General features: G+C 45.6%; 18 protein-coding genes. 11 read left to right on the top strand and 7 right to left on the bottom strand.

Features of this window, described 5'->3' with window-relative positions; genetic code table 11:
* Positions 1-437: 437 nt before the first annotated feature.
* Positions 438-932 (top strand): ISAzo13 family transposase, encoded by a 495-nt coding sequence (locus QUB24_RS27035; protein ID WP_333156688.1) that lies wholly within the window; start codon positions 438-440, stop codon positions 930-932.
* Between the two features lie 169 nt (positions 933-1,101).
* On the opposite strand, the gene QUB24_RS27030 is transcribed toward QUB24_RS27035, so the two are convergent.
* Positions 1,102-1,818 (bottom strand): GUN4 N-terminal ARM-like repeat domain-containing protein, encoded by a 717-nt coding sequence (locus QUB24_RS27030; protein WP_333156687.1) that lies wholly within the window; start codon positions 1,816-1,818, stop codon positions 1,102-1,104.
* Between QUB24_RS27030 and QUB24_RS27025 the strand changes: the two genes are divergently transcribed.
* Entirely contained in the window at positions 1,817-1,981 is a 165-nt protein-coding gene (locus tag QUB24_RS27025) for a hypothetical protein (protein WP_333156686.1), read from the top strand. The two genes, QUB24_RS27030 and QUB24_RS27025, sit on opposite strands and share 2 nt — an antisense overlap.
* Positions 1,982-2,050: 69 nt before the next feature.
* Here QUB24_RS27025 and QUB24_RS27020 read toward each other — a convergent pair whose 3' ends face one another.
* Positions 2,051-2,623 carry a hypothetical protein gene (locus QUB24_RS27020; protein ID WP_333156685.1) on the bottom strand — a complete coding sequence of 191 codons (573 nt, stop codon included), beginning with the start codon at positions 2,621-2,623 and terminating at the stop codon, positions 2,051-2,053.
* A 278-nt stretch (positions 2,624-2,901) separates the two neighbouring features.
* Entirely contained in the window at positions 2,902-3,111 is a 210-nt protein-coding gene (locus tag QUB24_RS27015; RefSeq protein WP_333156684.1) for a hypothetical protein, read from the bottom strand.
* 968 nt (positions 3,112-4,079) lie between these two features.
* On the opposite strand from QUB24_RS27015, the gene QUB24_RS27010 reads away from it, so the two are divergent.
* The 7 genes from QUB24_RS27010 (at position 4,080) to aroF (ending at position 10,464) form a co-directional block, all read left to right on the top strand.
* A complete protein-coding gene (locus QUB24_RS27010) occupies positions 4,080-6,716 on the top strand; it encodes an AAA-like domain-containing protein (RefSeq protein WP_333156683.1) in 2,637 nt (878 codons plus the stop codon).
* Between the two features lie 72 nt (positions 6,717-6,788).
* Positions 6,789-7,043: a type II toxin-antitoxin system RelN family antitoxin gene (locus QUB24_RS27005; protein WP_333156682.1), complete on the top strand. Its 255-nt coding sequence runs from the start codon at positions 6,789-6,791 to the stop codon at positions 7,041-7,043.
* The gene (locus QUB24_RS27000) at positions 7,033-7,395 is read left to right on the top strand and encodes a type II toxin-antitoxin system RelE/ParE family toxin (RefSeq protein WP_333156681.1); all 363 of its coding nucleotides are present in this window, start codon (positions 7,033-7,035) and stop codon (positions 7,393-7,395) included. Before QUB24_RS27005 ends, QUB24_RS27000 begins: the two co-directional genes overlap by 11 nt.
* A gap of 18 nt (positions 7,396-7,413) precedes the next feature.
* Positions 7,414-8,037 carry a Holliday junction branch migration protein RuvA gene (gene ruvA, locus QUB24_RS26995; RefSeq protein ID WP_333156680.1) on the top strand — a complete coding sequence of 208 codons (624 nt, stop codon included), beginning with the start codon at positions 7,414-7,416 and terminating at the stop codon, positions 8,035-8,037.
* A gap of 250 nt (positions 8,038-8,287) precedes the next feature.
* Positions 8,288-8,557 carry a 30S ribosomal protein S15 gene (rpsO, locus tag QUB24_RS26990; RefSeq protein ID WP_190742031.1) on the top strand — a complete coding sequence of 90 codons (270 nt, stop codon included), beginning with the start codon at positions 8,288-8,290 and terminating at the stop codon, positions 8,555-8,557.
* A 95-nt stretch (positions 8,558-8,652) separates the two neighbouring features.
* Complete coding sequence (locus QUB24_RS26985; protein WP_333156679.1) at positions 8,653-9,126, top strand: PAM68 family protein; 474 nt, start codon at positions 8,653-8,655, stop codon at positions 9,124-9,126.
* 276 nt (positions 9,127-9,402) lie between these two features.
* Positions 9,403-10,464 (top strand): 3-deoxy-7-phosphoheptulonate synthase, encoded by a 1,062-nt coding sequence (gene aroF, locus QUB24_RS26980; RefSeq protein ID WP_333156678.1) that lies wholly within the window; start codon positions 9,403-9,405, stop codon positions 10,462-10,464.
* Between the two features lie 90 nt (positions 10,465-10,554).
* On the opposite strand, the gene QUB24_RS26975 is transcribed toward aroF, so the two are convergent.
* Entirely contained in the window at positions 10,555-13,155 is a 2,601-nt protein-coding gene (locus QUB24_RS26975) for a dynamin family protein (protein ID WP_333156677.1), read from the bottom strand.
* Positions 13,156-14,595: 1,440 nt separating this feature from the next.
* On the opposite strand from QUB24_RS26975, the gene acpP reads away from it, so the two are divergent.
* A complete protein-coding gene (gene acpP, locus QUB24_RS26970) occupies positions 14,596-14,826 on the top strand; it encodes an acyl carrier protein (protein WP_333156689.1) in 231 nt (76 codons plus the stop codon).
* 235 nt (positions 14,827-15,061) lie between these two features.
* Here the strand turns inward: acpP and QUB24_RS26965 are convergent, their stop codons facing one another.
* The 3 genes from QUB24_RS26965 to QUB24_RS26955 form a co-directional block, all read right to left on the bottom strand.
* Positions 15,062-15,781 (bottom strand): DUF2786 domain-containing protein, encoded by a 720-nt coding sequence (locus QUB24_RS26965; RefSeq protein ID WP_333156676.1) that lies wholly within the window; start codon positions 15,779-15,781, stop codon positions 15,062-15,064.
* Positions 15,782-16,010: 229 nt separating this feature from the next.
* On the bottom strand, positions 16,011-17,225 hold the full coding sequence (locus tag QUB24_RS26960) for a DUF790 family protein (protein ID WP_333156675.1): 1,215 nt from the start codon (positions 17,223-17,225) through the stop codon (positions 16,011-16,013).
* A gap of 98 nt (positions 17,226-17,323) precedes the next feature.
* Positions 17,324-18,862, bottom strand: coding sequence for a DEAD/DEAH box helicase family protein (locus QUB24_RS26955; protein ID WP_333156674.1), 1,539 nt, complete (start codon positions 18,860-18,862; stop codon positions 17,324-17,326).
* 309 nt (positions 18,863-19,171) lie between these two features.
* Here QUB24_RS26955 and ald point away from each other — a divergent pair, with 309 nt between their 5' ends.
* Positions 19,172-20,260, top strand: coding sequence for an alanine dehydrogenase (ald, locus tag QUB24_RS26950; RefSeq protein ID WP_333156673.1), 1,089 nt, complete (start codon positions 19,172-19,174; stop codon positions 20,258-20,260).
* Positions 20,261-20,281: the final 21 nt, after the last annotated feature.

The raw sequence follows: 20,281 nt of genomic DNA, 5'->3' as shown, positions 1-20,281 counted from the left end.
ATTAATAATTTATAACTCTGCAATTATACATTGCTCTGCCAATTTTAGCAATTTTTTCCTATCATTCAACACTTCTGGTTTTCTACTTTCATCTGGGATGCTTTCTGCATATGCTGCTGAATCCTGATTTGAGCGTTCATCTATCTCGCCAGTTTACACTATTTTTGGTGATGATTGGTTACAGAATAGCGAGCGCAATTAAGGCATTTTCGCGGCTGCGATTGGGTCACGGATACGTCATCAACTTGGTCTTTTGCCGAGCGCAATTTTAACTGGTATCAGATTTAACTCATGCCCTCACTTCTGTTGTCAGGAATTTTTAACGCTCGCGATCGCTCGCGCGGTCGCAATTATTGAGTATTTTTACTCACGCTTTGTCTCGGATGATTCACTTTTACCCCCTCAATCCGCGTATGTGCCAGTTGGGGGTGCGGAATGTGGGTTTAAACCTGGGAATCAGTAAAGACACGAGTGAATTTGCTTGTGAATCGATTAAATTATGGTGGGTTAATTACGGAAAATTTATCTACCCTCAAGCCAATTCAATTTTGATAAAATGCGACGGTGGTGGCAGTAATAATTCCAATCATCATATCTTTAAATCGGATTTACAAAAATTAGTTGAGGAGCTAGGAATAGAAATTAGAATCGCACACTATCCCCCCTATACATCGAAGTATAATCCGATTGAACATCGTTTGTTTCCTCACGTAACCAGAGCCTGTCAAGGAGTAATTTTTACTCCTCTTGAGTTAGTGAAAAAACTCATGGCAAAAACTCATACTAAAACCGGGCTTTCTGTGGTAGTAAATGTGATTGATAAAATTTATGAAACTGGTCGAAAAGTAGCTAAGGGATTTAAAGAAACAATGAAAATTATTTTTGATGAATATTTACCAAAATGGAATTATCGTGCAGTTCCGACTATTTAGCAGACGCTAAAGTTATTAAATTTTCATTCCTAAGTTAAACGGAAAAACTTTTTGACTCCAACTTTTCACAACTGATAAAAAAATTCCACACACATCTGCGGAATGTGGGTAACAAATTTCGGGCCGAACATCCAGCCCGCCCCACCTTCTCCAAAAGCCCCAAAACCATTCACTTCACCCAGGCAGGATGAGCCATCAAAGCTGCAAAAGGCTGCACTCCTCGCAACTGATTTGACAGCGGCAAATGCCCTTTCGGCGCGCTCAAATCCCAGATAAACTCTTGGGGGTATCGCGTCCAATTATTTCCCTTCTTCCAGCCAATTAGCGGCCACAACTTATCCCAATTCTTCCCCGAACCGAGCCAAATTTCCCGCTGCACCGAAAAGCCAAATTTGCCTTCGGAATGAACTTTCCACAGGGTATTAATTGTTTGCAAATCCGCGATCGGCAAACTCTCAACTTGCGTAAAATACAGCCACTTTCTCACCGAAGCTGTATCACCTGCCAATTCACAAAGCTTGTCTAAAGTCAAGCGATCGGCTTCTTGAAATTCCTGTAACGCCAATAATTGTTGCAGCGGAGTGTAATCAATGTTAGAGTCCGATCGCAGCGGCACAACCCCAGTGGGAAAATTCGCTTGCAAAAACTCCGCCGCTCTCGGAGAATTAGCAGTGTAAAGAATTTGGTAAGCCTTACCCATTACCGCAGTCGGTGCCTCTGACTTGCGCTCTAATAAAAATTCCATCAATACATCCCAACCGGAATCTGCTATTTGTTGTTGTAGCAGTTGCAGTTGAGCTTTTTCCGAACCCGACCTCAACTGAGAGCGGAGTTCGGCTGTATCGGCCGCCGAGTCTAGAGGAGAAGTAGAAATCGAGTCAGTCATGAGAAACTATCAGCTATCAGCTATCAGCTATCAGCGATTAGCTGAAGCCCTGGTTTTCCCCCATTGTACAATGGTACTGACTCCGATTCACTTCTCTGTACTCGGATGCCTGCGCGCAACGCCGCCTGGTTTAGCCGATCGCCCCCACCCTCTTCGCCAATGACAGCAATCGCAAATAAGTCTACCATCTGAAATTTACGATCGATGCCATGTCAAAGAGTTTTTCTTGAACCTAGTCGTCCACGATCGAAACCCATGCAGGGAAGGAAGGCGGAAAAAAGTTTATGTCATATTCCGAGTCTTCCCACTCTTTGACCCAAAGCGGCACGGCGCCGGGGCTAGGAGTTGCAGAAAAGGTGCGTTCTTTGACTTCGATCGAGTGAAATAGCTGTTTTAAAGTATCTCCCCGATCCAAAGCTTCGCTGAGGATGTCGTCCAAGTCAGGATCGACCCGTTTGACACGGTTTTTGTCGTCCTCCAGCCACAAAAGTTTCAAAGACTTCAGATCTCTGGGACTGAGGATGCTCTTGTAGTACACGCGCTTAAGGGTCGCTACGGGCTCCAATGAGCGTTCGATCCGGCGAATTTGCTGAACTCGCAGGTAGTGCCATTCCGCTAAACGCTTGCTTTCCGAAGGCGGGAGAGTACCCTTGCCCGCTGCGTGTTTGTAGTCGTATTTAATCAAACTGCAAGCCATATTGGCTAGCAGGTGAATCAACTGTTTTTCTTTGGGTGTCGCCTGACGCCGTTCCTGGGTTCTTGTCAATACGCGCTGTCTGCGGGTAGTTTCGAGAGTATTTTCCATTGGGTTTTTACGAGATGAAATACGATTGTGCCAGATCCAAATCCCGAACATCAGAAGGTAAGGAAGTTGATAGGCGGGGAAACTCCACCGACAGACTCGCCTTACCTGTTTATTTTCCCATTCACCGTTCTCTGAAACTGACCCCCTCCGGGATTAGGTAGACTGATATTGGGCTCTAGTTTTAACCGCCTCGATTAGAGGCCGTTGCGACAACAAACACCACCACAACTAAAACCACAACCACAACCGCACAAGAGCGAACCACACATGAGCGCCAATTATTTCCTGCCTTTACCGGTTTTTACCTCTTCTTGCTCCCCATCCTCATTCGTTCCAGTGTAGTTAAAGTCGGGACGACTCTCCCAAGCCGTCAAACTCCTGGCTGATGAAGGTTGTGGAGCGAGCGCCGAAGCGCTGGCGCTGCCTGCCTGGAAAAAGCCGAAGCCAGCCGAGGCAATTACCCCTAATACTAAGATGCTGTTTTTCATGTTCGATGACCCTGATTTGCGTAGATTGGCACTTTTTGGCTAACCCGATGTATCAGAAATGGGTTGATGCAATAACCCACTTGTCTTCTGATAAATCTGCCTGCCATAATCAATTCAGACAGGCACACCCGCTTGCGATCGGAAACGCCGGAAGTGACGTGTTACTAACGTCCACGATCATCCACCAACCTGATTTTTTTGGGTAGTGGAGCGAAAGCCATCAGGGCGTCGATCCATCAGGGAGTTATGCCATCAGGGTGCTAATCCATCGGGTAGTTAAGCCATCAGGGCGCATCTTCTACAATTAGCCACAGACTTAACTTTTATAGTTGAGTGAGTGGTTAGCCTGGTACTGACAAAGCCTTTAAGAATTAAACTTTTTGTGGATGCATCCTGAAAAGTTTGTTCTTAGGAATCCCCGAACGCGAAAGCCCGGGGAAAGTCAGCAGCATGGAATTCCATGCAATCTAAGTCAACTAAAAAAACGCAGATTAACGATATCTCCCACTCAAGCAGTCCTCAGCAAAACGCTGGGGTTTTTTATTGGCAGCCATTGCGATCACGTTTTTCTCCGGCATCCGGCAGGCGGAGCTGAAGGCAGAAGGTTGACGGCGCTGTGGTTAGGAGTTTCCCTGCCCACATCATACCACCGGGTGAATTTTAAAGTATTATTGTAAAAAAATGTGAAAAAAACGGCGTTTTAGCGTTTTAAATCCGATCGAGTGAAAATTCATCTAATTATGTGAACGAGTGTAAAAAATCCAGGGGCGGGCTACAATTGGGCCGATCGTAGGATTTGGGGCGAACGCTTGCAAAGATACGGTAAAGATTGACAAGGAGAAAGCTGAGCTAGTAGATAATAGAAAAAGAGGAACAAAAATTTTCCACCATAGTAAGCTGACAATAATTGCAATTTGTAACCTTTTGATCGCACAGCATAGGGGCGCAGCATCTTGATGAATTCCCAGATGACAGCAGAAGTCAACTCAACGTACCAATATCAAGTCGGAGGATATTTGCCGGCCGGTGCGCCCACCTATGTCAGACGATCGGCAGACAGCGAGCTCTACGAAGGACTCAAAGCCGGAGACTTCTGTTACGTGTTGAGTGCGCCGCAAATGGGAAAGTCCAGCCTGCTAGTGCAAACGGCCAAAAGGTTGCAAGCCGAAGGTACAGTTTTTGCCGCCATCAACTTGAGAAGCATCAGCAGCCCAGATATCTCCACCCAAAAGTGGTATGGCGCAATCATGTACCGCATGGCAAGCAGTTTACACATCACAAACAGGTTGGATGCCATCAAGTGGTGGAACGATCGCGAACTGCTATCTCCGGTGCAGCGATTGGAAATATTTATCGAAAAAGTTTTGCTCAAGTCACTTCAGCAAAATCTGGTAATTTTCCTAGATGACATTGACAGCATCAGCAGCCTAAATTTCAGTACCAGCGATTTTTTTGCTTTGATCCGGGCTTGTTACTCTAAGCGGGCAGAGCAACCGGAATACGAGCGCCTGACTTTTGCTGTTATGGGAGTAGCAGCCCCCTCAGAATTGATCCGAGATCCAAGATGCAACCCTTTTAATATTGGACGGCAGATTCATTTAAGTCGATTCCAACTGCATGAAAGTTTGCCGCTAGCAAAAGGATTAGCCCTGAAAGCTTTTCGCCCCCAAAAAGTGCTCCAAGAAATATTAGCTTGGACGGGCGGCCAACCGTTTCTAACTCAAAAAGTTTGCCAGTTGGTACTTGAATACGGGCCTTTCATTGGCAGAAATTCCGAAGCTCAGCAGGTTGAAAAACTGGTCAAACACAGAATTATTAAAAATTGGGAAGAAGAAGACGAACCCCAACATTTGACCGCCATACGCGATCGCATTTTCCATAACCACTGCGACCTCACGCGGCTGTTAACGCTGTACCAGCAAGCTTTGCAACCGCCCCAGGCAAAAAAATCCGGGGAATCGCAGGGAGTACCAGCAGATTACTCTCCCGAAAAAATCGAATTGCAACTGTCAGGACTGGTTGTTAAATCTCACGGTAAATTAGTAGTTGCCAACCTAATTTATCAGTCAGTTTTTAATCAATTTTGGGTAGAAAAAGAGCTGGGAAAATTGGCTCCGTACCGCTTGGCCCTAGCAGCATGGCTGGCTTCAGACCGCGAAGATGAATCGCTGTTATTGACAGGGGAAAGTTTGCAGTCAGCTTTGGATTGGGCGGAGGACAAACAATTAAGCCAAGAACACTATTGGTTCTTGAATCCTGATCGAACTTTTCGGGAAAAACCGACAGTCGTTGTCGCACAAGTTGCAGACAGCAGCGTAGACACAGATGCAGACAGCAGCATCCTCACCCCGCCCTCAGATAGTGTTCCAACTGCCAGCAACGAACAGAGATTGTACGATCACATCGTCTCCTGCGTGGAAACAGAATCCCCCGCACAGGTGATCGAGCGGTTCCGAAAGCTATTCATTGACGGCATGGGCTATCCCGATCGAGAGATTGAAGCAAGTTTGTACAGTATAGTCTCCGTCAAGCGATCGGATCAGGACTTTAAATATCTCCTCCACCGCTGCTGCTACATCCCGATCAACCGCTGGCAATTGCAATCACAAAATCAGTTCGCGATCGCCAAGTTGGTAGCTTTATTTAAGCAGACTTCTCCCCGATTCGGGATGGAATTTTACATAGTCAAGCGCTTGCAAGAACAAATAAATTTCTTTACTAAAAGTGAAGAATTCCAGACCATAGAGCGCTTAGTAAAAGCCTTAGATAGAGAGGCGGAACAGCAGAAACAAGATACAGATTCTCCTTTGGGCGAATTGATATGTCGGTATCCTTATTTGTACGGCTATTCTCTACTGAGCAAGGACAGCATTGAGGAAGACCAACAAACCATCCAAAAACTGGCATTTCAAAGACAGCGACAATTTGAAACACATTTGTCTAAATATTTGAATTATATGGTTGAACCGAGAAATACAGAAATAGGAATTGTGCAGCGGGCAGCTAATCCCACACTTTTGAACGATGCAGAACTGCACTTAGCGGTCAGGGAATTTGCGGGAAAAGTAGCAGGCGATCGCAGCTACAAAGAAGCGGCTCAATTTTTCTTGAGAGATTCCCGACAAACTCCATCTTACGCATCATTTAAAGGAGATTTATATGAATATTTAATATCCTCGGTAGAACCAGAATACGGGGGGCGTCAATTTAATGACCGTTTGTACAAACAAATCAAAAATACATTGCGAGAAAATGACTCGGTGAAATTCAATAATCGCTTGTTAGTTCGTACTTGCAGCCAGTTGTTCAACTTCTTAGTAGTGGAAAATTCTCAACATCCCAGCCACTACGTTTTTTACGACTTGGTGTACAACCTCGGCGCTAGTAGGACAATGGGTTTACTGCTGAAACTTGTGCTGCTTTCGGGCAAAGTCAAACCAGAGTTGGAAAAGCGATTTTCTATTTTGTTCAATCACTATGAAGGTAAAGCTTCTAATGAAATTATGTGGTTTGTCAAATCGTTGGAAAATTTCAATGTGGCTTTGGTTGTGAATTTTGGTAAGACGGATTTGTCTTTGGTTAAACAGCAGCTTATTTTGACTTGAGAATAACAAAATCGCTCGAACTCGAACAGGGTTATATAATAGTATTAATTTAAAAAAATTCAGGAGAAACAAATGAAAGCCTTTGAAGTCACAGGAACGATCGACGAAAAAGGTCAATTAATTCTCGATCGACCTTTAACCGCAGAAACTCCCGGCCGCGTGCGAATCATCGTTCTTCTTCCCGAACCTACAGATGAAGATGAAGACGACCCCGACGATACTCCAGTTGAAGAAGTAAAAGCCAGTCTCAGAAGAGCGTTGCAGCAAGCCAAAGCCGGACAAACCCGACCAATCTCGGAACTGTGGGAGAGAATCGATGCCGAATGAAGCCGAAGCAATCACAATCAGATTTGCGGATGACTTTGAAGCAAATTTGTATGCCCTCGCGAAAAGATATCGCAGTATCCGCAATGATGTCCAGCCCGTAATTGAACAAATACAGGCTGGCAATTTTATTGGCGATCGCATTCCCGGAATGGGCGAAGATTATATCATCTTAAAAGTCCGAGTGAAAAACAGCAACATCCAAAAAGGAAAAAGTGCAGGATATCGCATGATTTATCAGATTGAATCGCCCGTCAGCGTACTTTTGTTAACCATTTACTCAAAATCAGATCGAACAGATATCAGCCTCAACGAAATCCGCAACATCATCGCCGAGTTTGACGAAAACGAATAGCGGTGTATTATAAACTCTATGATTAGCTATCTCAAAGGCACAGTAGCCGATATCGCCAAAGGCAGCAACCGCGTCATATTGACTCTCGAAGTCAATCAAATTGGCTATGAAATCCAAATTTTGCCCCGCGTGACTGGTCAACTGCCAGCATCCGGCGAAGTCGCCCAAATTTTTACCCACCAGCAAGTTAAGGAAGACCAAATCGTATTGTACGGTTTTGGCAGCGCGGCAGAACGCGATTTGTTTCGGCAGTTGACGAGTGTCAGCGGTGTGGGTGCTCAACTGGCGATCGCACTTCTCGATACTTTAGGATTGCAAGATTTAGTCCAGGCGATCGTCGGCGGTAACACCCGCATCCTCGCCAAAACTCCGGGCGTGGGTACAAAAACCGCAGAACGTCTCGCCCTGGAACTCAAAAGCAAACTCTCGGAATGGAGACAGCAAGCAGGTTTGACAACTTCAGTCGCCGCCGGAGTCCCCCCAGCTATTCAAGAAGAAGTCGAGATGATCCTGCTGGCGATGGGATACACTGGGGCGGAAGTCTTGCAAGCGCTGCAAACCCTCAGTCAAGACAGCACTTTGTCCGCCAAAGGTGATGCGGATGATTGGATACGTGAGGCGATCGCCTATTTGAGCCGATAATGGTCTACAATGATCATCCCCTACAATATCTAGCCGCCGGGAATAAAAACCCAGGACGGGCGGGACGCCCATCCCACAATTTTTTTTCCTGTGGGATGGGCGTCTCGCCCGTCCTAAGTATGTTTACAATTCAAGTCTATTCTGCTCAAAAAACAAACCCATCCGTGGGAAAAATTTTATCGTTATTATGCTTCCCCTGTGATAACATAGGAGATTGTGACAATCGTACAAAAAAAACTAAAATCAATTCATGGCTCTTACACAACAGCGCAAACAAGAAATCATGGGCGACTTCCAAACCCATGAAACCGATACAGGCTCAGCAGATGTCCAAGTCGCCATGCTGACCGATCGCATCACCAAACTCAGCGCCCACCTGAAAATCAACCAAAAAGACTTCGCCTCCCGGCGCGGTTTGATGATGATGATCAGCCGCCGCAAGCGCCTGCTAGCATACATCCAAAAGGAAAATGTCGATCGCTACAAAGCATTGATTGCCCGTCTAGGCATTCGCGGCTAAACACCAAAGCCAAAATTTGCGACAATATTCTTTAATCTTGGACAAACACCAAGACTTATTGAAAAATGTTCGAGATTTCAGGTTAGAGATAAAATATGTCCTCCGAACCACCCCGCAAGCGCTTGCCCTTTGAACCGGCAACAAATCGTAAAAAAACGCCTAAAAAGCCCCCAGAACCCCAAGCAAGCCTAGCCTTAGAGTCGGATTCTGCCGACAAGCAGCCGAAAGCTAACAAAACCGGAAAAGAGTCGCAATCCATCCCAGAAGTAGTCAGCCAACGCATGATATCTCGCATAGCGGTATTCTGCGGCATACCGACAATGCTGGGAATTTGCACATTTTTTGTCAGCTATTTGGTAGTCAGCAAAGGCTTGTTTGATCTGCCCAACACAGCAGTATTGCTGGTAAGCATGGGCTGTTTTGGTCTAGGCGTTCTGGGATTAAGCTACGGAGTCCTCTCAGCTTCCTGGGATGAAGAAGTTTCAGGAAGCACTCTGGGGTGGGAAGAATTTAATACAAATTTTGGACGGATGCGAGAAGCGTGGCGCGCCGCGAAGCCAAAAAGTTAGTCATTAGTTATTAGTCAGCAGTCATTAGTCATTAGTCAGTAGTCATCGGTGTCAACTTAAGGTTAAACCCAGTCAGAGACTTCTGTTTGACGATTAGCCCCAGATCCCCCCTAGCCCCCCTTAAGAAGGGTGGGACAAGAACTTGCTCAAAGTCAACCCCTACTCCCCTTCTTAAGGGGGATTTAGGGGGATAGAGGCTTAGGTAAAAACGGGATTTTTCGCATTCCATCCGTGTCATAATCCGTAGTCTAGCCCAACAGAAAAGGCAAAAAAAATATGATTATAGTAATGAAAGCCGGCACTCCAGAAGCCGAGATCGATCGCATCGACGAAGAGCTCCGCACTAGCTGGGGTTTGATACCAGAAAAAATTGTCGGCCGTTACAAAACCGTCATGGGTTTGGTGGGCGACACCGTTGAACTCGAACCGATGCAACTGCGCGAAATGAGCACCTGGATTGAAGAAGTGCTGCGCGTGGAAAAACCCTACAAACGCGCTTCTCTGGAGTACCGCCAAGGAGAAGCCAGCGAAGTAGCGGTTGCTACTCCTTTAGGAACTGTAATGATCGGCTTGCATCACCCGATCGCGATCGTAGCAGGCCCTTGCTCAGTCGAAAACGAAGAAATGATTGTCGAAACGGCAATGCGCGTCAAAGCTGCTGGAGCTCATTTTCTCCGTGGTGGCGCGTACAAACCGAGAACTTCCCCCTACGCTTTCCAAGGTCACGGCGAGAGTGCCTTGGGATTGCTAGCAGCAGCCCGGGAAGCTAGCGGCTTGGGAATTATCACAGAAGTTATGGATGCGGCCGACTTAAGTGCGATCGTAGAAGTAGCCGACGTGATCCAAGTCGGGGCGAGAAATATGCAGAATTTCTCACTGTTGAAGAAAGTCGGAGCTCAAGACAAACCTGTTTTGCTGAAGCGCGGCATTTCCGCCACCATTGAAGAATGGTTGATGGCTGCTGAGTATATCATGGCTTCTGGCAATCCGAACGTGATTTTGTGCGAGCGCGGAATTCGCGGGTATGACAGGCAATATACACGCAATACGCTTGATTTGTCGGCGGTGCCAGTATTGCGGACTCTGACTCACTTACCGATTATGGTTGACCCCAGTCACGGCACCGGTTGGGCGCAGTTTGTACCGTCAATGGCGTTTGCTTCGATCGCCTCTGGTACTGATTCGCTGATGATTGAAGTGCACCCGAATCCGAAAAAAGCTTTGTCTGACGGGCCGCAATCTTTAACACCGGATCAGTTCGACAAGTTGATGGAAGAATTGGCAGTGATTGGTAAAGTCATGGGACGTTGGCCGCAGCCCGTGCCAGTTTTGGCATAGAAATCGCAGTCATAAGTAGGTCATTGCCAAAAAAACCATAGTATTCACAAGGTACTATGGTTTTTTTGTGCTTACCCGTTACTCATTGAATTAGCCAGCACTTTGATTTAAGATTGTTTGAATTTGATTTTGTACTTGTTCAAGTTCCCGACGTTTGTCAGCCAGCCAAACCTTTTCGGCTTCGCATTCTGCTTGATTTTGGTGATCGCGCTTTTCCTGCTGTTCTAACAAATTCTCCCACAGCGAGATAGCTTTTGACATCGCATCGCTATTCGCATCAGCGCGATCGTTAAATACTGCAATAACTCTTTCTTGTACCTTCTCAAAAATAGACTCTGCCGATTCACCAAATTTCTCAAAGCCTAATTCACAAACTTTTTCCTTAATCTGGTTATGAATTCCATCAACATCTAGCATTCCCAATCCAAATGCACCACCTCCACCAGCAGCTAAGGCACCCAAAATAATTGGAATAATACCAACTCCTCCAAACAGCAATCCCGCCGCTACTAATCCACCAAGGCCTAAACCGCCAAGATAACCTCCAGGACCTCCAATATCTGAGATCGATGAAGCGATACCGCTTCCACCGATCCCAATTCCGCCCAGATCACCTGCGATCGCCAAATTATTAAATTGACTGACAAGGTTACTACTCAGTTGCTTATCGAAATTTTGAAACTCCAGCCGAATTGCATAAATATCTTCATTGATTTGGTTATTTAAAACAGCCACATTTTGTTGTAAAATTGCTTTGACTTTTTGACTTGCCCAATCTTCTATTTCTTTGGTCATGTCTAGGACAAATTGATTAGAATAATCTTTAATCAATTTGTTTTGACTCCAAATATGGTTATGTCCGGAAGTCCAGCGATGACTTTTTGATCCCAAACGTTGTCCCAATCCTTCCGCCCATTTATGCCAAGATTCAATAGCTTCTTCTAAAGACTGCTCCATCAATTCATTAGCTAAAAATCTAATTTTAACCTCGCGACCGCTTACTTCCGCCATTTGTTCAAATATTTTCTGCTTATCTCCTTGATCAACTGTCAATTTTCCCTCTAACATTTCCTCCCATTGATTCAATTCCTCACAACCAGTGTCAATAATTTGCTTAATTCCGGCGGCGGACTGCCGAAGTGCGATCGCCCCCCGTTCAACTGTCAGAAATTTCTCAATCGAATCAGTAAAACCCTGAAAATATTTTAGATAATCATCATTTTCATTTCCTTCTAAAATCGCCTCCAATGCAGATTGAGCAGAAATAAAATGAATCCGGTTTTCACCAGCAATTAAATTTTGACTTTTAACAATTGTTTCCACCCTTTTTCGTACCTGCTGGCGACTCTCTTCCCGCCGCAGCAAATCGAAAAAATTAACTACCATAAAAATATTACCCGCGCCTTCCTTATTACCATAATTTAGTTCTTTTTTCAAGTACAAAAGCAGTTCTCGCTCTTTCTCGGTTAAAGCATTTTGAGCATGAGTTAAGAAAATAACGGCATCAGTTGTTTTGAGTACCTGTTGGGTGATTAATGTGCGTTCTGCTTGTTCGTTCAACCCAGGAGAATCAATAATTTCTACCCCATTGCGGCACAACTCTAATTCGGGATGCTCAAAAACAATTTCGGCAATTTCCGACTTGGCAATTTCCTCGGCATAAGAACCATAAGCCGCTTCTTCCGAAATCGAAGCTTTCTCTTGATATTGTGCAGGTGAAATTTCTTCCTCCAGTCCATTTTTGTAGCGACAAATAACCCGGCGCTGCGAACCATATTTCAAAATAGTCACATTACCGCTACAGGGAATATCCCGCACTGGTTGGATTTCCTCGCCGAGTAAGGCATTGAGTAAAGTTGATTTGCCTTTACTAAACTCGCCGACAACAGCAACGCGAAAACATGGAGATTGCAATCTCTGAGATACTTTCGTTACTTCTTCTGCTAAAGTAGGAGATAGCACATTGCGCTCGCTTCCATCTTGCAGAGTTAAATAAAGTTTTCCACAAACAGCATCCAGTTGTTGTCGGTACAGTTGAAATTTTTTCAACTCCTGATAGGACGAAACTGACAGTTTTTGATTTGTTTTGTATTTCGGTTTTGCTGGTAAGTGTCCGATAATGTGACTGGCAGCACGGACAAACATAGAATCGAGAGATTGAAATTGCGCTGGATCTAGTAACGAGTGGAGTTCTGTTAAAGCTGCTGTATCGCTTATTGCTTGACTGCTAAAACTGGCTTCCAAAACAGTCAAAAATCGCCCAGCGATTCCGAGTTTGTTGGCGACAATCGTCAAATACTCTTTTTCGCGTTTATCTATTGTCCCATCTGCCGCCGACATTTGATACCCAAAACTAATCAGCAGCAGTTTTTCCTCCTCAGAAAAACACGCTGTCAGCGCCAGCAACGCGGTCAATTTCTTGTAAACTTGCTGTTCCCGCACGCTCTTAACCATCGGCATTACCAATGGGCGCAAATTGTTGTTAGCGGGAATAAGTTCCGTAAAAGTTGTCCGCAATCGCTGCGTTTCCTCAGCACTTACCGTACCGTCGGCATGAATGACTCCCAGCAACACCGTTATCAGCCCCGCCAGGAAAAGCACAGGCGGAGTAATATCCTCTTTTCGGAGGTTTTGCCCTGTCAGTCGGGAAATAAGCTCAACCGTTTGTGAACTAATTAGTGAAGTGTCCATTTTCGGCGTCTATTTATAATTTTTTTTATTTAATCTATCATAAGAGATAAGTTATTCTTTGGTATGCTACCGGGGTAAAAAGTAATGATGAACTTTGTATTTCCCGCAGCGGTACAGGCTGCGATCGAGGCTGGCAAGTACGCACAAGTGTTTACATCCGCTGGAGTGCCGATCGGCATGGCCAGAGATGAAGCGACGGGACAGTTCGTAGCCCATGCCGTGGGCGCGGCCCTCAACAACAGCCCGCTATCGCCGTTAGTGTCGCCGTTGCAGTTTGCGATGCAAGGCTTGCAGATGCAGCAAATGCACATGGGCTTTCAAGCCGTCCAAGCGAGTTTGGGCGTGCTGCAAGCGACAACAGCCGTCATTGGTGTGGGAACTGTGGCTGGGGTAGCCTTGTCAGCAGTCAATTTGCACCAGACATTGAAACTCAAAAAAGCTGTAGAAAGGCTGGAAGTCAAAGTAGAAAACGGTTTCATCAATTTAGAACAACTTTTAAAATACCAAGGCGCGGAAATTAAGCAACAAATTTCGGAAGTTGTCGAAAAGATGACATTTGAGAATCATCGGCTAGTTTTAGTGCGGGCTTACGGGTTATTTACGCAAGCAATTCAACGAATGCGATCGGCTTTGCAACTGCAAGATATCAACCGCCGCAATGCTGAAATTGATGCAGCGCGGGGGATGTTGTTTCAGGCTTTAGCAGACTACAAAAATCCGCATTTATTAGAAGAAACTTGTGCGGCGGGACAGTTGCGCCGATTAGAGTGCAGTTGGGCGATCGAGCAAAGTATTATTGGCACGTATCAGGTGCAGAATGAATTTGGTGCTGCGGGCGATCGGCTTTCTCAGCTTCAAAAACAAATCCGTCAAGATGGCCTCGGTATTTTACAAGGCTGTGACTCTGACGAAGAGCTTGATTTTCTATTTCCTGAAATCACCCGAATTCACAATCACGATTTAGCTGCCTTAGACATTTGGCTTCATCAGATTGAATGGATTAAAGATTTGTCGCCAAGTGAGTTAAAGGAGTTGCAGAGTGCTGATTTGAGTAAATCAGACTTAGCTGTTATGGGGGATAAAAATTCAGCCACAACAGCTTTAGCGATACCGGATGAACAGTTGTTTTATGAAAATTTGCGGCCGAAGTCTCATTTTTATGCGCTTCGCACTCAACTGCAATTAATGCTCGATCCGCAGCAGCGTCCAGAGTATGAAAATTATATTATTAAGCAAGGGGAAATAGCGGGTCATAAAAGTTTAGTATCATCGAACTTGGAAAAAGCCTCAGATTTGGCTGTTGCTAATCTTTTTTACTACTTCCGAGTCCGGGATGAATCGGAAGACGAATCAGAATTAGATCCTGATGAAACTACCACTGATACCACTACTCCTAACGTTTTTGCTGAATCTTCCCCAAGTGGTAAGCTTAAGCAGCAAATCTATGAAAAACTCAAAGCGGTTATTGTCAAGCAGCTAGCAGTTGATGCAAGTGAAGTCACCATAAACGCTAATTTTGCCAATGATTTAGGAGCCGATTCTCTCGATGCAGTAGAGCTAATTATGGCAATCGAGGAGGAATTCGACATTGAAATTCCCGATGAAGCTGCCGAGACAATTACAACCGTTGAACAGACTGTTGATTATATTTACCAAAAAGTTGATGTTTAAAAACCCAAGACAGTAACCCAGTTCAAATTCCTGAAACAACAGAAGCTCAGATTCAAGATGATTCCCAAACTATGGAAGAATTTGGGTTGACTTCAGAGTCAGGAATATTTAATTGCGATGATAAATTCTCAGAAAGGTGCATCCTACTCAACTTTTCAGTGCACAAACTGACCTAAGTTGTAATTTGCTTTAATTTTATCCCTGTTTTGATTATCCATCAATTACTATCAAGAACTCAAAGACATTCATTCAGTTGTTTCATATCCCCTTGCGGCTGCACTTGCTTGTGCAAACTAATTTTGTCGCCCACTTCATACCCCGAATTAAAACCCGCCGCGCTGCTGACTTGAGAATCTGTTCTCGTTCTAATTTTAACCCCTCGGCCCTCTAGATAATCCGCGATCGCCTGTTGATTTTTCTCAAACATCGATCGCACTACAATCGCTGGAGTCGCCGCCACATCGCCCGAACCCGGAATCCCCGACTCTTCCATCTCCTGTTTTTGTTCCAACAATCTTTGTCTCAACCTCGTCGCGCATCCAACCCGAAAAGCATTCAGATACGCCAACCCCCTGCCGTTTCCTTTGCGGTATTTAGCCCTTTTTTCAATTGCAGAACTCAAATACTCGTACAGATGTTTGCAAACAATCAGGTTTGTAGAAGTTCCCACCAAAAACATACTGCCATTATAAGTGTTTCGCATGGCATTGCAACCGTTAGCGTCGGCAATTCCCGAAAGCAGCATCATTTTCCAAGTAACAAATTTCGATGTTGTTTCAACTGAGTCTTCGTCAATCTCTTCTTGGTGATTTGGCCCTAAATCCGCAAGGCTGAGATTGTACTGGGCTAGTAAAAGGGAAGCTTTTTCGGCTGCTGCAGTCGATTCGTTTTCATTTGATGAGGTGGCGAGGGCTAACAGCTTTTTGATTCTTTCGACAATACTTGTGTCTGCCATTTTTCAATCGGTTTTAGGGTGAGACTACGCGGTGGCAAGGATTTGGGTGAATTCCTATTTTAGTATAGCTGGGAATGTGCGAGGTTTTTTGAGGAGGATTTTTTTGAACCGCAGAGGGCGCAGAGGGCGCAGAGAGAGAAACAAAACAGTAGACTTATTTTTCTTTAAACTCTTGTGGGGTGGGCTTCTAGCCCGCCCTAAAACTTAATTTTCAATGCAGAATAACTTACTATTCGAGGACTTCTAGGACTGATTTGGGCAACAATTTATCTTTAAACCAGACTACTTTGGCTGGCACGTCATTTACATTCACCCCGGCTTTTTCTAAATTCAGCCGTTCGGAAATAGCTAAAATCAAGTTATCGCATTCAGACTTCTGTACTTGTGCAAATTTCTTTTGCAAATACTCCGGCCGCCAATAGCCAACTATTTCTAATAAAAATACTCGCCCGTCGGGATGCACCAACCGAAAGTCGGGAATCATCACACTACCTGGAATCGGAATTAAATCAACTTCTCGCTCTAGTTGCCACTCGGTTTTTGTGGAATTCCATCTTTCAGCAAATGCGGCTTCTAACATACTATCATAAGGCTTGCCAGGGGGATAGTGGCTGACTAAACCGCAGTCGGAATTGAGGGTGAATTTACCTGTTTTCAAAACGCCGCTAAAAGGGTCTTTTGTGTGCAGTGTCGAGTGCATACTCCATTTGGTGACGTGCAGCAGTGCGGGCAGCATTTTCGCCAGGGCTAAGCCGTAGCGGGTGCTGGGTTTGAATAAGCTTGTAGGCCCGTCTATTGTGAGTGTAAAACCGTGGTCTGCATCGCCTTCGATGTAAGTCATTAATTGAAATAGTTTCAGATAGCGAAATAAGAGCTTGTATTCTCCCGGATCGTTGCGGTGGGCGGTTAATTGGACTTGACTTGCTCGGTAAAATATGCCTTGAACTTGAGAAAGATTGTATTTGTGAAGCAAGTTTTCGGGAGTTGGTGCATTAAACTCAGTGAGGATTTTGTTTTCGTTTAAATCGGCGTATAAACCTGTAGTGATTTCGTGAGGCAAAACTTCTCTGTTTAACTCTTGGCTGAGTTCACTTGCTACTTTTTCCAGGGTTAATTGGGTGGATTGAGGGCTGGGAGTCGATCGCGCGGACAAGGCAAAAACCCGCTGTCTCAACTCTGAGGGTTCTAGGGGACTGATGACTTCCAAGGTGCAGAAACCGCCTTTCAGCAGGTGCGCTAATCCCCGTTTCAGCCGATAATCGGGGCTGTCGCCTTCTAATTCTAGCAAGCGTCCGTCGAGATCGCCTTGGGTTTTGCCGATCGACTCTTGAAAGCAGTTGATCATTTCCGTAGCTGCTTCTAAGTTTTTAGCATCTATCTTGAGGCGGAGAGGAATAATTGACTCTCCGTTTTGGCGGTGACTTAATAAATCAGTGGGTAGCATTTGTTAATAGTTTTTTATTTTTAACGAACCGCAAAGACGCGAACAACGCGAAGGGAAGAGAGAGAAAAAAGAGAGTGTTTAGAAATAGTTTAGGCTTGCTACCAGGGAATTTCATCATTGTCTTCTCCCCATTTTGCGGGTGATTCTGCTGCTTTTTTAGTCGCCTCTCGGTTGACTCCGTAAATGGGTGTTGGTTTGACAGTTTCTAGTTTATGATATTCGGGCTTTGGCGGTTCTATTTGTGTTTGTGGTTGGGGTTTGTGAGGCTGCATTCCTCCTCGGCGGCGTTGGGATGTTCTTTCTTCGCTGGTGTCTTCTGTGACGACTTCGTAGAGAATTGCTAACTTGTTTACATCGCTGCTTTTGCGGAGAACTCGACCCAATCGCTGGATGTATTCGCGTTCGCTGCCGGTACCTGACAATATGATAGCAATTCGGGCGTCGGGAACGTCCACTCCTTCGTTGAGGACGTGGGAGGCGACGAGGGTTTTGTATTCGCCGCTGCGAAAGCGATCGAGGATTTCGTGGCGTTCTTTTACTGGGGTTTGGTGGGTAATTGTGGGGATGAGAAATTCTTGGGAAATTCGGTAAACTGTGGCGTTGTCTCCGGTGAAAATTAGGGTGCGCTGGGGAGAGTGTTCTGCTAGTATGTTGGCTAAAATTCGCAGTTTTCCTTCGGTACAAAGGGCGATTTCTTTGGCTTGGCGGTGGGCTAGCATGGCGCGCCGTCCCAGGGGCGATCGCGCGCTTGCCATGATAAACTGTTTCCAACCTTCGAGGCTGGATATTTTGATGTTAGACTGTTTTAAGAAGTCGTTGCGAATGTTGATTAATTCGGCGTAGCGGTCGGTTTCTTCTGTTGACAGTTTTACCATAATTTGAACTATTTTATGGTCTGCTAAAGCATCGCCTGCCAAATCTTCGGGTCTTTTGCTAAATACTGTCGGGCCGATCAGGAAATGCAAATCACTGTGGCGGCCATCTGTGCGATCGGGTGTAGCTGTAAGTCCGAGTCGAAAAGGCGCGATCGCATATTCGGAAATTACTCGATAAAAGTCCGTTGGCAAATGGTGGCATTCGTCAAAAACCAGCAAACCGTATTTATTGCCCAAGGTTTCTGCATGAATACTTGCACTGTCGTAGGTTGCGACTAAAATTGGCGTTTTGTCCCGCGAACCTCCGCCCAACAATCCGATTTCGATGTCGGGAAAAGCTGCTTTTAAATTAGCATACCACTGGTGCATTAAATCGAGAGTTGGTACTACAATTAATGTACTGCGACCAGTGACTTGCATGGCTAATTGTGCCAGATAAGTTTTGCCGGAAGCGGTGGGGAGGACGACTACTCCTTGGCTTCCTGCTTCCTGCCAAGCTACGAGGGCCTGTTCTTGATGTGGGTAAGGCTGCATTTCCACGCTGGGTACGAGTTCGAGTAGTTCGTATGCCCTAGCTTCGTCGGTGAAGTGAATGCACTCGGCTTGGAGGCATTCTACCAGCGGGCGGTAGTGAATGGCTCGAATGCGGTATTTTTCCACGCGATCGTCCCAAGTCGCAAAGTCCACCCAGTCTCTGCCTTTGGGCGGCGGGTGTAGCAGCAGCGTTCCGCGATCGAATGTTAAGGTAGGTGTGCGTGGCATTTGTTTAGATAGGGGGGCGAGTTATGCCTGTTAAATTATAAGTGACAGATCAAATATATTGACTCTTCTTGAAATTATCTGCGTTACTCTGTGTTAATCAGCCCTACATATGTGGTGGATCTATCAATCAAAAAATTATGTAATTCAAGTCTAAATTGAGGAAATTGCGATCGCACTGGCTGAAAATCCCACAAAAATTCTCCTAGCCCACCCGGATTGCCAAATCTAAAATCTACAATGGTATTGTCCCGCTGGGGATTGTTTTTAGGTTAGATTCGATCTACGTATGCCTGAGATTAGAGGTTATAGATGGAAATAGGCGTCCCCAAGGAAATCAAGGATTTAGAGTTTAGAGTCGGGCTTAGCCCCACAAGTGTCCGGGCTTGTTCGGACAAAGGCCACACAGTTTTTGTGGAAACGAATGCTGGTGCTGGGGCCGGTTTTGCGGACGAGGACTACGTTGAAGCAGGGGCTAAGATTGTTTTAAAGGCTTCAGATGTCTGGAATCGCGAACTAATTGTTAAAGTTAAAGAACCGCTGCCTGCTGAGTATCCGCTGATTCAAAAAGAGCAGTTGCTGTTTACATATTTGCACTTGGCGGCCGATCGCACATTAACCGAGCATTTAATTAGCAGCGGAGTCCAGGCCATCGCCTACGAAACCGTCGAACTCCCGGACAGAAAATTGCCACTGCTGACGCCGATGAGTATTATTGCAGGGCGTTTGGCCGTGCAGTTCGGAGCTCGGTTTCTGGAACGACAGCAAGGTGGCAGAGGAGTGCTTTTGGGTGGTGTACCGGGGGTAAGACCCGGTAAAGTTGTGATTTTGGGCGGCGGGATTGTCGGCACAGAAGCAGCCCGAATTGCTGTAGGAATGGGCGCGAGAGTGCAGATTTTAGACGTAAATGTCGATCGCTTAGCCTACTTGGAAACTCTGTTTGGTTCCAGAGTAGAATACCTCTACAGCAGTCCTTTGCAAATTGAAGCAGTTGTTCCCGATGCTGATTTGTTAATCGGTGCGGTTTTGGTTCCGGGCAAAAAAGCTCCGGTGCTGGTTTCTCGCGAATTTGTTGCGAAGATGCACCCCGGTTCTGTGATTGTTGACGTAGCCGTTGACCAAGGCGGCTGCGTGGAAACTTTGCGGGTAACTTCTCACACAAATCCTACTTATGTTGAGGAAGGAGTTGTGCATTACGGCGTGCCAAATATGCCCGGTGCCGTGCCTTGGACTGCGACTCAAGCTTTGAATAACAGCACTTTGCCTTATGTTTTGCAGTTGGCAAATAACGGGATTAAAGCTTTGGAAATGAATCCGAGTTTGGCGAAGGGATTGAACGTGCAGAAGCACCGATTGGTGCATCCGGCCGTGCGCGAAGTTTTCCCCGATTTGGCTGATTAGATTTCCACTTTTTTTAAAGTA

The sequence above is a fragment of the Microcoleus sp. B9-D4 genome, from assembly GCF_036705105.1.
In the GTDB taxonomy this organism is placed as follows: Bacteria; Cyanobacteriota; Cyanobacteriia; order Cyanobacteriales; family Microcoleaceae; genus Microcoleus.
Note: the sequence above shows the minus strand (reverse complement) of the source record. Positions and strands in the feature narration are given on the sequence as shown.

Excerpts from the sequence above, each read along its gene's own strand:
- QUB24_RS27025 (WP_333156686.1), top strand. The coding sequence starts at position 1,817 with ATGAGAAACTATCAGCTATCAGCTATCAGCTATCAGCGATTAGCTGAA.
- QUB24_RS27030 (WP_333156687.1), bottom strand. The coding sequence starts at position 1,818 with ATGACTGACTCGATTTCTACTTCTCCTCTAGACTCGGCGGCCGATACA.
- QUB24_RS27020 (WP_333156685.1), bottom strand. The coding sequence starts at position 2,623 with ATGGAAAATACTCTCGAAACTACCCGCAGACAGCGCGTATTGACAAGA.
- QUB24_RS27015 (WP_333156684.1), bottom strand. The coding sequence starts at position 3,111 with ATGAAAAACAGCATCTTAGTATTAGGGGTAATTGCCTCGGCTGGCTTC.
- QUB24_RS27010 (WP_333156683.1), top strand. The coding sequence starts at position 4,080 with ATGACAGCAGAAGTCAACTCAACGTACCAATATCAAGTCGGAGGATAT.
- QUB24_RS27005 (WP_333156682.1), top strand. The coding sequence starts at position 6,789 with ATGAAAGCCTTTGAAGTCACAGGAACGATCGACGAAAAAGGTCAATTA.
- QUB24_RS27000 (WP_333156681.1), top strand. The coding sequence starts at position 7,033 with ATGCCGAATGAAGCCGAAGCAATCACAATCAGATTTGCGGATGACTTT.
- ruvA (WP_333156680.1), top strand. The coding sequence starts at position 7,414 with ATGATTAGCTATCTCAAAGGCACAGTAGCCGATATCGCCAAAGGCAGC.
- rpsO (WP_190742031.1), top strand. The coding sequence starts at position 8,288 with ATGGCTCTTACACAACAGCGCAAACAAGAAATCATGGGCGACTTCCAA.
- QUB24_RS26985 (WP_333156679.1), top strand. The coding sequence starts at position 8,653 with ATGTCCTCCGAACCACCCCGCAAGCGCTTGCCCTTTGAACCGGCAACA.
- aroF (WP_333156678.1), top strand. The coding sequence starts at position 9,403 with ATGATTATAGTAATGAAAGCCGGCACTCCAGAAGCCGAGATCGATCGC.
- QUB24_RS26975 (WP_333156677.1), bottom strand. The coding sequence starts at position 13,155 with ATGGACACTTCACTAATTAGTTCACAAACGGTTGAGCTTATTTCCCGA.
- QUB24_RS26965 (WP_333156676.1), bottom strand. The coding sequence starts at position 15,781 with ATGGCAGACACAAGTATTGTCGAAAGAATCAAAAAGCTGTTAGCCCTC.
- QUB24_RS26960 (WP_333156675.1), bottom strand. The coding sequence starts at position 17,225 with ATGCTACCCACTGATTTATTAAGTCACCGCCAAAACGGAGAGTCAATT.
- QUB24_RS26955 (WP_333156674.1), bottom strand. The coding sequence starts at position 18,862 with ATGCCACGCACACCTACCTTAACATTCGATCGCGGAACGCTGCTGCTA.
- ald (WP_333156673.1), top strand. The coding sequence starts at position 19,172 with ATGGAAATAGGCGTCCCCAAGGAAATCAAGGATTTAGAGTTTAGAGTC.